The sequence below is a fragment of the Pseudomonas sp. Pseusp9 genome, from assembly GCF_059491265.1.
This window is the reverse complement of sequence record NZ_CP168500.1, coordinates 4,348,165-4,363,719: the sequence shown is the minus strand read 5'-3', so window position 1 is coordinate 4,363,719 and position 15,555 is coordinate 4,348,165. Positions and strand designations below refer to the sequence as shown.

At 61.0% G+C, this 15,555-nt stretch carries 11 protein-coding genes; 9 read left to right on the top strand and 2 right to left on the bottom strand.

Features of this window, described 5'->3' with window-relative positions; all coding sequences use genetic code 11:
* Positions 1–124: 124 nt before the first annotated feature.
* Complete coding sequence (locus ACEN8E_RS19690) at positions 125–571, top strand: Hsp20 family protein (protein ID WP_085722999.1); 447 nt, start codon at positions 125–127, stop codon at positions 569–571.
* Between the two features lie 54 nt (positions 572–625).
* Here ACEN8E_RS19690 and ACEN8E_RS19685 read toward each other — a convergent pair whose 3' ends face one another.
* Both ACEN8E_RS19685 and ACEN8E_RS19680 read right to left on the bottom strand, forming a co-directional pair.
* Positions 626–3,904: a PAS domain S-box protein gene (locus tag ACEN8E_RS19685; protein ID WP_495589529.1), complete on the bottom strand. Its 3,279-nt coding sequence runs from the start codon at positions 3,902–3,904 to the stop codon at positions 626–628.
* 67 nt (positions 3,905–3,971) lie between these two features.
* The gene (locus ACEN8E_RS19680) at positions 3,972–4,862 is read right to left on the bottom strand and encodes a LysR family transcriptional regulator (RefSeq protein ID WP_085716665.1); all 891 of its coding nucleotides are present in this window, start codon (positions 4,860–4,862) and stop codon (positions 3,972–3,974) included.
* A 148-nt stretch (positions 4,863–5,010) separates the two neighbouring features.
* Between ACEN8E_RS19680 and leuC the strand changes: the two genes are divergently transcribed.
* The 8 genes from leuC (at position 5,011) to truA (ending at position 15,537) form a co-directional block, all read left to right on the top strand.
* Positions 5,011–6,441 (top strand): 3-isopropylmalate dehydratase large subunit, encoded by a 1,431-nt coding sequence (leuC, locus tag ACEN8E_RS19675; protein ID WP_495589528.1) that lies wholly within the window; start codon positions 5,011–5,013, stop codon positions 6,439–6,441.
* 2 nt (positions 6,442–6,443) lie between these two features.
* Positions 6,444–7,088 (top strand): 3-isopropylmalate dehydratase small subunit, encoded by a 645-nt coding sequence (gene leuD, locus ACEN8E_RS19670; RefSeq protein ID WP_057396171.1) that lies wholly within the window; start codon positions 6,444–6,446, stop codon positions 7,086–7,088.
* Positions 7,089–7,233: 145 nt separating this feature from the next.
* Positions 7,234–8,001, top strand: coding sequence for a class I SAM-dependent methyltransferase (locus ACEN8E_RS19665; protein WP_495589527.1), 768 nt, complete (start codon positions 7,234–7,236; stop codon positions 7,999–8,001).
* A gap of 64 nt (positions 8,002–8,065) precedes the next feature.
* Positions 8,066–9,148 (top strand): 3-isopropylmalate dehydrogenase, encoded by a 1,083-nt coding sequence (leuB, locus tag ACEN8E_RS19660; protein WP_008016234.1) that lies wholly within the window; start codon positions 8,066–8,068, stop codon positions 9,146–9,148.
* A 66-nt stretch (positions 9,149–9,214) separates the two neighbouring features.
* Positions 9,215–10,327 carry an aspartate-semialdehyde dehydrogenase gene (gene asd, locus ACEN8E_RS19655; RefSeq protein ID WP_110662242.1) on the top strand — a complete coding sequence of 371 codons (1,113 nt, stop codon included), beginning with the start codon at positions 9,215–9,217 and terminating at the stop codon, positions 10,325–10,327.
* A 240-nt stretch (positions 10,328–10,567) separates the two neighbouring features.
* The gene (locus tag ACEN8E_RS19650; protein WP_495589526.1) at positions 10,568–11,578 is read left to right on the top strand and encodes an aspartate-semialdehyde dehydrogenase; all 1,011 of its coding nucleotides are present in this window, start codon (positions 10,568–10,570) and stop codon (positions 11,576–11,578) included.
* Between the two features lie 205 nt (positions 11,579–11,783).
* A complete protein-coding gene (locus tag ACEN8E_RS19645; RefSeq protein ID WP_495589525.1) occupies positions 11,784–14,411 on the top strand; it encodes a motility hub landmark protein FimV in 2,628 nt (875 codons plus the stop codon).
* A gap of 301 nt (positions 14,412–14,712) precedes the next feature.
* Positions 14,713–15,537 (top strand): tRNA pseudouridine(38-40) synthase TruA, encoded by an 825-nt coding sequence (truA, locus tag ACEN8E_RS19640; protein WP_032829430.1) that lies wholly within the window; start codon positions 14,713–14,715, stop codon positions 15,535–15,537.
* The last annotated feature ends 18 nt before the right edge of the window (positions 15,538–15,555 follow it).

The following is a 15,555-nucleotide window of genomic DNA, read 5'->3' as shown; positions in this document are numbered from 1 at the left end:
TTAAAAAAAGCAGAAAATACTCTCTTGAAATGCAATCAGCGGTCCCTATCTAAGGGTTACGCGATGCCGAATTCGGGTCGCGGAGACAAAAAACCTTGCTGATTGTTTTCAGGAGATTTGAACCATGAGTACTGCATTTTCCCTGGCACCACTGTTCCGTTCCTCGGTAGGTTTCGACCGTTTCAACGACCTGTTCGAAACTGCCCTGCGCAACGAGCCAGGCAGCACCTATCCCCCATACAACGTGGAAAAGCACGGTGACGATCAATATCGCATCGTCGTAGCCGCCGCCGGTTTCCAGGAAGATGACCTGGAGCTGCAAGTCGAGAAGGGTGTGCTGACCATCAGTGGTGGCAAACGCGACGCCAACGAAGGCGTGACCTTCCTGCACCAGGGCATTGCCCAGCGTGCGTTCAAGCTGTCCTTCCGTCTGGCGGACCACATCGAAATCAAGGCTGCCGGCCTGAGCAACGGTCTGTTGAGCATCGACCTGCTGCGGGTGATCCCGGAAGAGGCGAAAGCCAAGCGCATCCCGATCAACGGGGCGCAGAAACCGGCTCTGCAACACTGAGTCAGAACAAGAGAAAAGGGCGCCATTGGCGCCCTTTTTTGTGACCGTGTGCCGTCACTTCAGGAGTTTTTGAAACGCCTCCACCGGCAACGGCTGGCTGTGCAGATACCCTTGGTAGAAGTGACAATCCAGCCCCTGCAAGAACTCCAGTTGCTCCGCTGTCTCGACCCCTTCGGCAATCACTTTCAAATCCAGGCTGTGGGCCATGGCGACGATGGCGCGGATGATCTCGGCGTCGTTCGGGTCGCTGGTGGCGTCGCGGATGAACGACTTGTCGATTTTCAGGGTGTCGACCGGCAAGCGCTTGAGGTAGGTCAGCGAGGAATAGCCGGTGCCGAAGTCGTCCATGGCGAAGCTCACACCGAGTTTTTTCAGGCGGCGCATTTTATTGATGGTGTCTTCCAGGTTCTGGATCACGATGCCTTCGGTGATTTCCAGCTTCAGCAGCGTGCAGGGTAGCCCGTGGGTGGCGAGGCTGTTTTCGACCCGTTCGACGAAATCGTTCTGGCGGAACTGGCGCGGGCTGATGTTCACGCACAGGCTGAATTTGTACGGATCCACCAGGCCGCCGTCGATCAAATGCTTGAAGGCCTTGCAGGCTTCGTCGAGGATCCAGGTGCCGACCTCCAGAATCAGCCCGCTGTCTTCCAGCACCTTGATGAACTCGGTGGGCGATTGTGCGCCGAGCTCCGGATGATTCCAGCGCACCAGGGCCTCGGCGCCGACGATGCGGTCGCCGCGGGCGTCGACCTGGGGTTGGTAATGCACGTGAAACTCGCCCCGGGACAGGGCCAGGCGCAAGTCGGTTTCCATGCGCAGGCGTTCGCTCGCGGCCTTCTGCATGGTGTTGTGGTACATCTGCGCGGTATTGCGACCCGAGTCCTTGGCGCGATAGAGCGCGATGTCGGCGCGCTTGAGCAGGTCGGTCGGGGTCGAACCGTGATCGGGGATCAGCGCGATGCCGATGCTAGGCGTCACTTGCAGGCGCTGGCCGTCGAGGAACATAGGTTCCGACAGCAGCTCGCGGATGGTGTCGGCCAGTTCGCGAACCTGATCGCTGACTTCGCTGCGCGAGCCTTCCAGGCCGCTGAGCAGAACCACGAACTCGTCACCGCCCAGGCGCGCAACGGTATCCTCCATGCGCACGCTGGCTTCAAGGCGCGCGGTGATGATTTTCAGCACGGTATCGCCCACCGGGTGCCCGAGGGAGTCGTTGATGTGCTTGAAATGGTCGAGGTCGAGGAACATCAGCGCGCCGCGCAGGTTGTGACGTTTGAGCAGGGCAATCTGCTGGCTCAGGCGGTCCATCAGCAATGCGCGATTGGGCAGGTTGGTCAGAGGGTCGTGGTAGGCCAGGTGGCGAATCTGCGCTTCGGCGTTTTTCAGCAGGCTCACGTCTCGCGCGGTCAACAGCAGGCAGGCGGTTTCGTTGAGGGTGATCGGCTCCACCGAGACTTCGACGGTGAGCAGTTCGCCGCGCTTGTTGCGCCCGAGCATTTCCTGGTGATGAACCCGGCCCTTGATCTGAAGTTCCGCCAGCAGTGCCGAGCGTTGTTTTTCTTCGGCCCAGATCCCGACCTGGTACACCGTGCGGCCCACCACTTCCTCGGCGCGGTAACCGGTCAGGCGGCAGAAGCCGTCGTTGACCTCCAGATAGCGTCCGGTGTCGCGCTCGGTGATGGTGATGGCGTCGGGGCTGGAGTGGAAGGCCTTGGCGAATTTCTCCTCACTGGCCTTGAGTGCCGCCTCCGAGCGTTGTTGCTGGGTGATATCGCGCAGCGTGGTGACGATACAGGGCTGGTCGCCGACGCTGATCTGGCGACTGGAAATCACGCAAGTCAGGGCCTGTCCGTCCTTGTGCTGGACCAGAATGGCGACGTTGTTCAGGCCTTGTTCGCGGATCACCTGTTCGATCCGTTGCAGGCTTTTCGCCGATGCGTCCCACAGGCCGATTTCGTCGGCGCTGCGGCCAATCACATCGGCGGTGCTCCAGCCGAAGGTCTGGGTGAAGCTGGAGTTGATTTCAATGAACTGGCCAGTCTCCTGATGGGTGACGCAGATCGGATCGGGGCTGACCTGGAACAGCGTGGCGAACTTCTCTTCGGAGGCCACCAGCCGTTGTTCGCGCTCCACCTGGTCCGTGATGTCGAGCAATGTGCCGGCCATGCGCACCGGCACGCCGTGGTCATCGCGGTACAGGCGGGCGCGGCTTTCCAGGTAGCGCGAGCTGCCGTCGGGCAATTGCACGCGGTAGGTCAATTGATAGTTGCCGGCGGGGCCTTCACGCAGGCTGCGGTAGGCGTCGCGCATGGTGTCGCGTTCTTCGCCGGGCACGCCTTCGAAGAACTCGTCGAAAGACTCGTGGAAGGGTTTGGCGTCCAGTCCGTGCAGTTGGGCGGCCCGTGCCGATCCGTAGAGCATGCCGCTGGGAATGTGCCAGTCCCAGGTGCCGAGTTGCGCCGAGTCCAGGGCCAGGTCGAGGCGCTCCTGGCTGTCCTTGAGGGCCTGTTCGGCGACTTTGCGTTCGGTGGTGTCAAGGAACGTGCTCAGCAGATACGGCTGGCCTTCGAGCTCGACTTTTTGCGCGCTGAGGATGCCGTCATGGATCTGGCCATTGCTGGCGCGAAACTGCACTTCCATGCTGACCAGTTCACCTTTGGCTTTAGTGGCCTTGACCAGCTCGTCCCGTTGCTCGGGATGCACCCATAGCCCCAGTTCCACGGTGGTACGGCCGATCGCGTTTTGCACCGGCCAGCCGAACAGGCTTTCGAAATACTGGTTGGCTTCGGTGATCAGGCCGTCTTCCTGGCGGGTCAGCAGGACCATGTTCGGGCACAGGTGAAACAGGGTGGCGAAGCGTTTTTCCGAGCTGCTCAGTGCCTGTTCGCGCTGGCGCTGGTGAGTGATTTCGCGGATCACGCCGATCATGCGTGGCCTGCCGTGCTTGTCCGGCAACAGGCTGCCGCTGATCTCCAGCCAGTGCAGGCTGCCATCGGGCCAGCGAATGCGGTGGTGCATGGCCTGTTCCAGCGGCGCGCCGGCGATGACCGCATGGAAGGCGCGAAGGGTTTTGGCGCGATCTTCCGGCGGCAACAGGTCGAGGTATTCCAGATCATGTGGCAGCGGTTGCCGGGGATCGAAGCCAAACAGCGCCTGTGTACCCCGGGACCAGCTGATCTGCCCGCGCTCGATGTCCCAATACCAGGCGCCCAGGCGCGCACCGTTGAGCGCGGCCAGTAATTGCGAGGCGCTTTCCCAGCTCTGTTCGGAGCTTTTCGGGTCAAGTGCCTGAATACGCGGCATCGGCGGAATACGGTCAACAGATTTCGGCATTGTTAAGCCTTGGGCTGAATTTGGGCATTTGTTGCAGGTATTCGCGGCTCTATAGGATTAGCACAAGTTAGCCTTGAGTCCCTGGCAGATCGAGTTGAGCGTCCAGCAGGGCCATGAAGGCCCGCGCAGCATTCGACAGCGTCCTTTCCGTGTGCAGGATATAGCCTAGCTGGCGAGTGAGCTGTATGCCCGGCAAAGGTATGCGCGCCACCTGGTCATCGAGCATGGTGCGCGGCAAAACACTCCAGGCCAGGCCGATCGAGACCATCATCTTGATGGTTTCCAGGTAGTTGGTGCTCATGGCGATGTTTGGCGTCAGGCCCTGGGCTTCGAACAGTCGTTGCACGATATGGTGGGTAAACGTGTTGCCGCCGGGAAATACCGCCGGGTGTCGGGCGATGTCCGCCAGGCTGACCTTGCCGTTGTTGAGCAGAGAATGCTCCGGGGCGACCACGAAATCCAGCGGGTCGTCCCACACCGGCGTGGCCTTGACCAGAGCATGGGGTTCCGGTGCCAGGGTAATGACCGCCAGTTCGGCGCGGCCATGGAGGATTTCCTCATAGGCCACTTCCGAATCGAGAAACTGGATATCCAGCGCGACGTCAGGATAGCGTCGGGTGAACTCTCTCAATAAAGGCGGCAAACGGTGCAGGCCGATGTGGTGACTGGTGGCCAGGGTCAGACGACCGGTCACCTCTCCCGTGAGGTTGGTCAGGGCGCGGCGCGTATCATCGAGGACGTTCAGAATCTGATAGGCCCGCGGCAGCAGGGCGCGCCCGGCCTCGGTCAGGCCCACTTCACGACCCAGGCGGTCGAACAGCCGCACCTTCAATTGCTGTTCCAGACCGGCGATGCGCTTGCTGATGGCCGGTTGGGTCAGGTGCAGCCGTTCGCCGGCGCCGGAGAAGCTGCCGGTCTCGGCGATGGCAATAAAAGCATTGAGGTTGGCCAGATCCATAGTCGCATTCCAGTTGGTTATCCAAAGCATAAAAAATATGAATTTGAGTTATTTAATGTAACCCCCTAGGATCGACCTCACAAGCCAAAGGGTTATTGAAGCGTTCAATGCCCGGGGCATAGAAACAAGCTGATGAGGAAACCGTCTGATGGCCGGCAAAACGCTCTACGACAAGCTCTGGGATTCGCATTTGGTCAAGCAGCGCGACGATGGCTCTGCGCTGATCTACATCGATCGTCACATCATCCACGAAGTGACCTCGCCGCAAGCCTTCGAAGGCCTGCGTCTGGCCGGGCGCAAGCCATGGCGCATCGATGCCAACATCGCGACCCCGGACCACAACGTACCGACCACGCCGGAGCGCAAGGGCGGCATCGACGCCATCGTTGACCAGGTCTCGCGTCTGCAAGTCCAGACCCTCGATGACAACTGCGATGAATACGGCATCGTCGAATTCAAGATGAATGACATTCGCCAGGGCATCGTCCACGTCATCGGCCCGGAGCAGGGCGCAACCTTGCCGGGCATGACCGTGGTCTGCGGCGACTCCCATACTTCGACCCATGGCGCATTCGGCGCATTGGCTCATGGTATTGGCACCTCCGAGGTCGAGCATGTGCTCGCCACCCAGTGCCTGGTCGCCAAGAAAATGAAGAACATGCTGGTGCGCGTCGAAGGCCAATTGCCGTTCGGCGTCACCGCCAAGGACATCGTGCTTGCCGTGATCGGCAAGATCGGTACCGCGGGCGGTAACGGCCACGCCATCGAATTCGCCGGCAGCGCGATTCGCGACCTGTCTGTCGAAGGCCGCATGACCATCTGCAACATGTCCATCGAAGCCGGCGCTCGCGTTGGGCTGGTGGCGGCTGACGAAAAAACCGTGGCTTACGTCAAGGGCCGTCCATTTGCTCCGAAGGGCGCGGAATGGGACTTGGCTGTCGAAGCCTGGAAAGATCTGGTGTCCGATACCGATGCCGTGTTCGACACCGTCGTCGAGCTCGATGCTGCGCAAATCAAGCCGCAAGTCAGCTGGGGCACCTCGCCCGAGATGGTTTTGGCGGTCGATCAGAACGTGCCGGATCCTGCGAAGGAAATGGACCTGGTCAAACGCGACTCCATCGTACGTGCCTTGAAGTACATGGGTTTGACCGCCAATCAGGCGATCACCGACATTCAACTGGACCGCGTGTTCATTGGTTCCTGCACCAACTCGCGGATCGAAGACCTGCGTGCGGCGGCCGTGATCGCCAAGGGCCGCAAAGTGGCCTCGACCATCAAGCAGGCCATCGTGGTGCCAGGCTCGGGCCTGGTGAAGGCGCAGGCCGAATCGGAAGGGCTGGACAAGATTTTCCTCGAAGCCGGTTTCGAATGGCGCGAGCCGGGTTGCTCGATGTGCCTGGCGATGAACCCGGACCGTTTGGAGTCCGGCGAGCATTGCGCCTCGACCTCCAACCGTAACTTCGAAGGCCGTCAGGGCGCCGGTGGTCGTACCCACCTCGTCAGCCCGGCCATGGCCGCGGCCGCCGCTGTGAACGGTCGTTTCGTCGACGTCCGTGAAATGATTCAGGGAGCGCAGTAAGCATGAGAGCATTTACCCAACATACTGGTCTTGTCGCACCTTTGGATCGTGCCAACGTCGATACCGACCAGATCATCCCGAAGCAGTTCCTGAAGTCGATCAAGCGCACGGGCTTCGGCCCGAACCTGTTCGATGAGTGGCGTTACCTGGATGTGGGGCAGCCGTATCAGGACAACTCCAAGCGTCCGCTGAACAAGGACTTCGTCCTCAACGCCGAACGTTACCAGGGCGCCAGCGTATTGCTGGCCCGCGAGAACTTCGGTTGCGGCTCCAGCCGCGAACACGCGCCATGGGCGCTGGAAGAGTACGGTTTCCGCAGCATCATCGCGCCGAGCTATGCCGACATCTTCTTCAACAACAGCTTCAAGAACGGCTTGCTGCCGATCATCCTGAGCGATGCCGAAGTCGACGAACTGTTCCAGCAGGTCGAGGCCAATCCGGGCTATCAGTTGCAGGTCGATCTGCAAGCCCAGACCGTGACCCGCCCTGACGGCAAGGTGTTGAGCTTCGAAATCGACGCGTTCCGCAAACATTGCCTGCTCAACGGTCTGGACGATATCGGCCTGACCCTGCAGGACGGCGATGCGATTGCGGCGTTTGAAGCCAAGCATCGGGCGAGCCAGCCTTGGTTGTTTCGCGACGCTTGATTTTGTGTAAGGCGTAGTACGCCTTCGCGAGCAGGCTCGCTCCCACATTGGAATTGCGGCGTTCACAAAACCTGTGGGAGCGAGCCTGCTCGCGAAGAGGCCCGATCAAACACCACAAGGCTAAACCCTGAAAAAGGAAGTCCAAATGACCAGCACCGCCCAGCACAGCCAGGTAGTCCAAAAGCAATTCGGTGAGCAGGCTTCGGCCTACCTGAGCAGCGCCGTACATGCTCAAGGCACCGAATTCGCACTGCTACAGGCTGAACGGGCAGGGCACAGCGAAGCCCGGGTGCTGGATCTGGGCTGTGGCGCCGGTCACGTGAGCTTTCATGTGGCGCCGCTGGTCAGGGAAGTGGTGGCCTACGACCTGTCGCAGCAGATGCTCGACGTAGTGGCCGGCGCTGCTGTCGATCGTGGTTTGAGCAACGTGTCCACGGTCAATGGTGCAGCCGAGCGCCTGCCGTTCGCCGATGGCGAGTTTGACTTCGTGTTCAGCCGCTATTCGGCGCACCATTGGAGCGATCTCGGCGTGGCCCTGCGGGAAGTGCGGCGGGTGTTGAAGCCGGGTGGGGTGGCGGCGTTCGTCGATGTATTGTCACCGGGTAGCCCGCTGTTCGACACTTACCTGCAAAGCGTCGAAGTGCTGCGCGACACCAGCCATGTGCGCGATTATTCCGCCGGCGAGTGGTTGCGCCAGGTCAGCGAGGCAGGGCTGCACACGCGCAGTACCACTCGTCAGCGCTTGCGCCTGGAGTACAACAGCTGGGTCGAGCGCATGCGCACACCTGAAGTGATGCGTGCGGCGATCCGGGCGCTGCAGCAGTCGATGGGCAGTGAAGTGCGAGAATATTTCGAGATCGAGGCCGATGGTTCGTTCAGTACCGATGTGCTGGTGCTGATGGCTGAACGATAAGTTCTGAACGATAGAATTTTTCCGGGCGCGCCCAAGGCGCACCGACTGATGACATGAGGAAAGCATGAGCAAGCAGATTCTGATTCTCCCAGGTGACGGTATTGGCCCGGAAATCATGGCCGAGGCGGTCAAGGTTCTGGAGTTGGCCAGCGACAAGTTCGCCCTGGGCTTCGAGCTGAGCCACGACGTGATCGGTGGCGCCGCCATCGACAAGCACGGCGTGCCACTGGCCGACGAGACCCTGGAGCGTGCTCGCGCCGCTGACGCCGTACTGTTGGGCGCCGTTGGCGGCCCGAAATGGGACACCATCGAGCGTGACATCCGCCCTGAGCGCGGTCTGTTGAAAATCCGTGCGCAACTGGGCCTGTTCGGCAACCTGCGTCCGGCGATCCTGTACCCGCAACTGGCCGAGGCTTCCAGCCTGAAGCCGGAAATCGTTGCCGGGCTGGACATCCTGATCGTTCGCGAACTGACCGGCGGCATCTACTTCGGCGCGCCACGTGGTACCCGTACCCTGGAAAACGGCGAGCGTCAGTCCTACGACACCCTGCCGTACAGCGAAAGCGAAATTCGCCGTATCGCCCGTGTCGGTTTCGACATGGCCATGGTGCGTGGCAAGAAGCTGTGCTCGGTGGACAAGGCCAACGTACTGGCGTCCAGCCAGCTGTGGCGTGAAGTGGTCGAGCAAGTGGCCAAGGATTACCCTGAAGTCGAACTGAGCCACATGTACGTCGACAACGCCGCCATGCAACTGGTGCGTGCACCCAAGCAGTTCGACGTGATCGTCACCGACAACATGTTCGGCGATATCCTGTCCGACCAGGCCTCGATGCTCACCGGCTCCATCGGCATGCTGCCGTCGGCGTCCCTGGACACCAACAACAAAGGCATGTACGAGCCGTGCCACGGTTCGGCGCCGGACATCGCGGGCAAGGGCATTGCCAACCCGCTGGCGACCATTTTGTCGGTGTCGATGATGCTGCGTTACAGCTTCAACCAGCAGGCGGCGGCCGATGCCATCGAGAAAGCCGTTAGCCTGGTGCTGGATCAGGGCTTGCGTACGGGCGACATCTGGTCGGCTGGTTGCACTAAAGTCGGTACGCAGGAAATGGGTGACGCAGTAGTCGCCGCGCTGCGGAATCTGTAATCTCTCGGGCCCGCTGCCAAATTCAAGACAAGGCAGCGGTCCACATTTCAAGAAGGTGTAGTTGCGATGAAACGTGTAGGTCTGATCGGTTGGCGCGGTATGGTCGGTTCCGTGCTCATGCAGCGGATGCTGGAAGAGCAGGATTTCGATCTAATCGAGCCGGTGTTTTTCACCACTTCCAATGTCGGTGGCCAAGGCCCGTCCGTGGGCAAGGACATTGCTCCGCTCAAGGACGCTTACAGCATTGAAGAGCTGAAAACCCTCGACGTGATTCTGACCTGCCAGGGTGGCGACTACACCAGCGAAGTCTTCCCCAAGCTGCGCGAAGCCGGCTGGCAGGGCTACTGGATCGACGCCGCCTCCAGCCTGCGCATGCAGGATGACGCGGTGATCGTTCTGGACCCGGTGAACCGCAAGGTCATCGACCAGCAACTGGACGCGGGCACCAAGAACTACATCGGCGGCAACTGCACCGTCAGCCTGATGCTGATGGGCCTTGGTGGCCTGTTCGAAGCGGGTCTGGTGGAGTGGATGAGCGCCATGACCTATCAGGCGGCCTCCGGTGCCGGCGCGCAGAACATGCGTGAGCTGATCAAGCAAATGGGCGCGACCCACGCGTCTGTTGCCGATCAACTGGCCGATCCGGCCAGCGCGATCCTCGACATCGACCGTCGTGTTGCCGAAGCCATGCGCAGCGATGCGTACCCGACCGAAAACTTCGGCGTACCGCTGGCCGGCAGCCTGATCCCGTGGATCGACAAGGAACTGCCGAACGGCCAGAGCCGCGAAGAGTGGAAGGCCCAGGCCGAGACCAACAAGATCCTCGGTCGCTTCAAGAGCCCGATCCCGGTCGATGGCATCTGCGTGCGTATCGGCGCCATGCGCTGCCACAGCCAGGCACTGACCATCAAGCTGAACAAAGACGTACCGATCGCTGATATCGAAGGGCTGATCAGCCAGCACAACCCTTGGGTCAAGCTGGTGCCGAACAGCCGCGAGACCAGCATTCAGGAGCTGAGCCCGAACAAGGTCACCGGCACCCTGAACATCCCGGTTGGCCGTCTGCGCAAACTGAACATGGGTTCGCAATTCGTCGGCGCGTTTACCGTCGGCGACCAGCTGCTGTGGGGCGCGGCAGAACCGCTGCGTCGCATGCTGCGGATCCTGCTCGAGCGTTGATCGACTGAAGCAATGAAAGAACCCGCGCCTTGAGAGAGACGCGGGTTTTTTTATGGAAGAAATGTTGTCAGGCCCGACGCCTTCGCGAGCAGGCTCGCTCCCACAGGGAAATGCGATCAACTGTGGGAGCGAGCCTGCTCGCGAAGGGGCCATCACAGGCACCACAAGGCCTGGCAGAATTGCCTGCATCCCCACCACCCGGTAAAGTGCCGCTCCCCCCGTTTCGCCAGAGGTCAAACCATGAGCCAGTCCATTGATATTGCCGTGATCGGCGCCACCGGTACTGTCGGCGAAACGCTCGTGCAGATTCTCGAAGAGCGCGATTTCGCGATCGGTACCCTTCACTTGTTGGCCAGCAGCGAGTCGGCCGGCAGTTCCGTAATGTTTCGCGGCAAGAACGTGCGGGTGCGGGAAGTCGATGAGTTCGACTTCAGCAAGGTGCAGTTGGCGTTCTTTGCCGCCGGCCCGGCGGTTTCGTTGAGTTTTGCTTCCCGTGCGACCGATGCCGGTTGCTCGGTGATCGATCTCTCCGGTGCCTTGCCGGCAGAAAGGGCGCCACAGGTTGTGCCCGAGGCCAACCCTCAGGTGTTGGCCGGCTTGAAAAAGCCGTTTCAGGTCAGCAGTCCAAGTCCGTCGGCCACCACGCTGGCGGTGGTGCTCGCGCCGCTGATGAAGTTGCTCGATTTGCAGCGCATCAGCCTGACCGCCAGCCTGGCAGTATCGGCCCAGGGCCGCGAAGCCGTGACTGAGCTCGCCCGGCAAACCGCCGAACTGCTGAATGTAAGGCCGCTGGAGCCGAAATTCTTTGATCGGCAAATGGCTTTCAACCTGTTGGCCCAGGTCGGCAAACCGGATGAGCACGGCCATACGTTGCTGGAAAAACGCCTGGTGCGCGAGCTGCGCCAGGTCATGGCCTTGCCTTCATTGAAGATTTCCGTCACTTGCATTCAAGCCCCGGTGTTTTTTGGCGATAGCTATAGCGTGACCCTGCAGTGCGCGAGTGAAATCGACCTGGCGCAGATCAATGCGGCCCTGGAGAACGCACCCGGAATCGAGCTGGTGGAAGCCGGCGATTACCCGACGCCGGTGGGCGATGCGGTAGGGCAGGATGTGGTCTATGTGGGGCGGGTTCGCCAGGGTATCGACGACCTGTCGGAACTTAATCTGTGGCTGACGTCAGATAACGTACGCAAGGGCGCCGCGCTCAACGCTGTGCAGCTGGCTGAGTTGTTGATAAAAGACCTGCTGTAAAAGATACTTTGCAACTATTTGTCGAATGATTCCGGGCGAGCCTATGCTTGCCGGAATGCTGAAGGCGAGCCACTCTGCGGGGCTTTCCGGGGCATCAATGAAATGATCGCGCGCGACGACCCTCGCCGTTGCGCGCAATGCCTTGCGGCAGCGGCTATCAATACCTTCTCGCTGGCCGAGGAATGTTCAAACTAAGGATGAGCTAATGGTTCAAGTTCGCAAACTGGTGTTAGCAATAGCGGCCGCCTCGGCGCTGTCCTCCGGTATGGCGCATGCCCTCGGGCTCGGGGAGTTGACCCTGAAATCGACGCTCAACCAGCCGCTGGTAGCGGAAATCGAGCTGCTCGATGTCAAGGAACTCACCGCTGCTGAAGTGGTGCCGAGCCTGGCTTCGCCGGAAGATTTCGCCAAGGCCGGTGTCGATCGCCAGGCGTTTCTCAATGACTTGACCTTCACCCCGGTACTCAACGCCAGCGGCAAAAGCATCCTGCGCGTGACCTCCAGCAAGCCACTTTCCGAACCCATGGTGAAATTCCTGGTTCAGGTCATGTGGCCGAACGGCCGTTTGCTGCGCGACTACAGTGTATTGCTCGATCCATCGAAATTCTCGCCGCAGACCGCCGAGGCGGCTGCGCAGCCTGTACCGACTCAATCCGTCGCCGCGCCGGTTACCGGTGCAACCAAGCCGTCCCGATACACCACCACGCCACGGGATACCCTGTGGGAAATCGCCGCAAAAGCGCGTAATGGCGGTTCGATCCAGCAAACCATGCTGGCCATCCAGGCACTGAACCCGGACGCCTTCATTGACGGCAACATCAACCGTTTGAAGACCGGCCAGGTGCTGCGCATGCCGGATCAGGCACAGAGCACGAGCCTGTCGCAACCCAAGGCCATTGCCGAAGTGGCCGCGCAAAACAAGGCCTGGCGTCAGGGCCGCCGTTATGTGGCCAAGCCCGGGGCAGGGCAGCAGCAACTCGACGCCACCCATCGCGCCCGTACCGATGGTGCTCCGGCTCAAGCGGCCGGTGACAGGCTGAGCCTGGTTTCCGCCGAGTCCGGCAAGAACCGAGGCAAAGGTGCTGCCGGAGAAGCCAAGGCCCTCGCCAACAAGCTGGCGCTGACCCAGGAAAGCCTCGACACCAGTCGTCGTGATAACGCCGAACTGAATAGCCGCATGGCCGACCTGCAAAGTCAGGTGGACAAGCTGCAACGCCTGATCGAGTTGAAGAACAATCAACTGGCCAAGTTGCAGGCCGAGGGCGCAAATGGCGCACCCGCCGCCGCAACGGCCCCGGCAATGTCCGCCGAGCTGGCTGCCAACCCGGCGGCCGCGCCGGCTCCGACAGAATCTGCACCGGTTGCACCTGCGCCAGTGGCCACGGCGCCCGATGCCGCTGCGGCGCCGGCTGAAAAACCAGTCGAGGCGACACCGGCTGCATCCGGCGATCAGAAATTCAATGAGTTGCTGACCAATCCGGTGCTGCTGGGCCTGGTGGGTGGCGGTGCGGTGATCCTGCTGCTCTTGCTGCTGTTGCTGGCGCGCCGCCGCAAAGCCCAACAAGAAGCCGAGAAGCACATGCGCATGGCGCGTGCCCTGGCCGAAGAGCAGCCGTTCTCGGCTGATTTCGACTTGCCGGAAAGCAGCTTCGAAGGCCTGGAAGTTCCGCCGCCGAGCGTGAAGCTGGCGACTGCACCGACGCCTGCTCCCGCGCCCGCGCCGGTAGTCGCCCCGGTGGTGATGACCACGCCGATCGCCGCGCCATTGGTGGCGCCGGCTGCCGAGCGTTCCGATGACGTGCTGGGCCAGGCTCAGTCGCACATCAATGGCGGTCGTCTGAACCAGGCTGCCGCGTTGCTGGAGGCCGGCGTCAAGCAAGAGCCCAAGCGCAGCGACTTGCGCTTGAAACTGATGGAAGTCTACGGCCAGCAAGGCGACCGCGATGCGTTCGTCGGCCAGGAGCGTCAGTTGGTGGCCAATGGCGACAACTTCGCCCAGGTTGAAAAACTCAAAAGCCGTTTCCCGGCCATGGCGCTGGTGGCTGCCGGTGGCATCGCCGCAGCTGCCGTTGCTGCCGAACTGGACGCGCAATACGTCAAGGATCTGTTGCTCGACGAGCCGCAAGCACCGGCACCAGAGCCGGCACCGCTCGAGGACGACCTCGACAGCGCCTTCGACCTGAGCCTGGATGATCTGGACACGATCACGCCGGTGACGCCTGAAGTTGCGCCGGAGCCTGAAGTGGCGACGCTGGCAGATCTGGAAGAGTTCCCGCTGGACGACGACCTGAGCTTTGAGTCGGTGTTGCAACAACAGACTGAAATCAAGGAAAGCCTCGACGATCTGTCGGACTTCGATCTTGACCTGGATCTCGGTGCGCAACCCGCGCCGGCGATGCTGGCTGAGGACGATTTCCTGCTGGATCTGGATGAGGGGGTGAAGGATTTTCCAGTTGCCGAAACTCCGGCTGTTCCTGAAGTCGCACTGGATGATCTGGAGCTGCCGGCCGATTTCGATCTGTCGCTGGCCGACGAAATGGACGCGCCGGATGCGTTCGCGGCAGAGCTGGATGATGTCAACGCTGAGCTGGAGAGTCTGTCCGGCAGCATTGGCGAGCCGACCTTTACTGAAGCTGATGCTGCACTGGGTGGCGATGATGACTTCGACTTCCTCTCGGGTACCGACGAAGCCGCTACCAAACTCGATCTGGCCCAGGCCTATATCGACATGGGCGACAGCGATGGCGCCCGCGACATTCTCAATGAGGTCGTGAGCGAAGGCAGTGACGAGCAGAAGAGTGAAGCGAAGGAAATGCTTTCGCGCCTGGCTTGAATGCCCGTCAATTTGTAGACAGAACGGCAGCCCATTGAGGCTGCCGTTTTTGTTTGGTTAGTGCCGGTGTTCCTTGGGATTTTCGCGAGCAGGCTCGCTCCCACATTGGATCAAAGTCGTTCGCAACATTGGGCTCGGCACCAATCCCTTGTAGGAGCGAGCCTGCTCGCGATAGGGGACCACATTCAACGCTGTACTGTCGGATGTACTGGCATCCCCTCCAGTCGGCCTTATAATGCCCGCCTTTGGTACATCAGCAGGCTGTCCCTCCTTGGCAAATATAGATAACCCGGCCGCCGAAATGGCAGCCGACGGCTTTTTCCGGATCGCGCTGGGCGTCGAATACAAAGGCTCGCGCTACCGCGGCTGGCAGCGCCAGGCGTCCGGGGTGCTCACCGTGCAGGAAACCCTCGAAAACGCCTTGTCCAAAGTCGCCGACTCACCCGTTTCGCTGATGTGCGCCGGGCGTACCGACGCCGGGGTGCATGCCTGCGGACAGGTGGTGCATTTCGACACCCAGGTCGAGCGTTCGATGAAGGCCTGGACCATGGGTGCCAACATCAACTTGCCCCACGACGTCAGTGTCAGTTGGGCCAAGGTCATGCCGGCGCATTTTCATGCACGGTTCAAGGCCATCGCCCGGCGTTATCGCTACGTGATCTACAACGATCAGATCCGCCCGGCGCACCTGAACGAAGAAGTGACCTGGAATCACCGTCCACTGGACGTCGAGCGCATGGCCGAGGCCGCCCAATACCTGCTCGGCACCCATGATTTCAGCGCTTTTCGCGCCGGCCAGTGCCAGGCCAAGTCGCCGATCAAGGAGCTGCATCACCTGCGCGTCACCCGTCACGGCAAGATGATCGTGCTGGATATTCGCGCCAGCGCCTTCCTGCATCACATGGTGCGCAACATTGCCGGCGTGCTGATGACCATCGGCGCCGGTGAGCGTCCCGTGGAGTGGATGAAAGAAGTGCTGGAAAGCCGGATTCGACGGACCGGTGGCGTGACGGCGCATCCATTCGGCTTGTATCTGGTCCAGGTCGAGTACCGTGACGAATTCGAATTACCCGAGCGCTACATCGGTCCGCACTTCCTGACCGGCTTCTCGGAACTTGGCGGCTGACGCCCTCGAACGCTTTTG

Bases quoted from the DNA above. Each gene is read 5' to 3' on its own strand.
- ACEN8E_RS19690 (WP_085722999.1), top strand. From the start codon at position 125: ATGAGTACTGCATTTTCCCTGGCACCACTGTTCCGTTCCTCGGTAGGT.
- ACEN8E_RS19680 (WP_085716665.1), bottom strand. From the start codon at position 4,862: ATGGATCTGGCCAACCTCAATGCTTTTATTGCCATCGCCGAGACCGGC.
- ACEN8E_RS19685 (WP_495589529.1), bottom strand. From the start codon at position 3,904: ATGCCGAAATCTGTTGACCGTATTCCGCCGATGCCGCGTATTCAGGCA.
- leuC (WP_495589528.1), top strand. From the start codon at position 5,011: ATGGCCGGCAAAACGCTCTACGACAAGCTCTGGGATTCGCATTTGGTC.
- ACEN8E_RS19645 (WP_495589525.1), top strand. From the start codon at position 11,784: ATGGTTCAAGTTCGCAAACTGGTGTTAGCAATAGCGGCCGCCTCGGCG.
- leuD (WP_057396171.1), top strand. From the start codon at position 6,444: ATGAGAGCATTTACCCAACATACTGGTCTTGTCGCACCTTTGGATCGT.
- asd (WP_110662242.1), top strand. From the start codon at position 9,215: ATGAAACGTGTAGGTCTGATCGGTTGGCGCGGTATGGTCGGTTCCGTG.
- truA (WP_032829430.1), top strand. From the start codon at position 14,713: ATGGCAGCCGACGGCTTTTTCCGGATCGCGCTGGGCGTCGAATACAAA.
- ACEN8E_RS19650 (WP_495589526.1), top strand. From the start codon at position 10,568: ATGAGCCAGTCCATTGATATTGCCGTGATCGGCGCCACCGGTACTGTC.
- ACEN8E_RS19665 (WP_495589527.1), top strand. From the start codon at position 7,234: ATGACCAGCACCGCCCAGCACAGCCAGGTAGTCCAAAAGCAATTCGGT.
- leuB (WP_008016234.1), top strand. From the start codon at position 8,066: ATGAGCAAGCAGATTCTGATTCTCCCAGGTGACGGTATTGGCCCGGAA.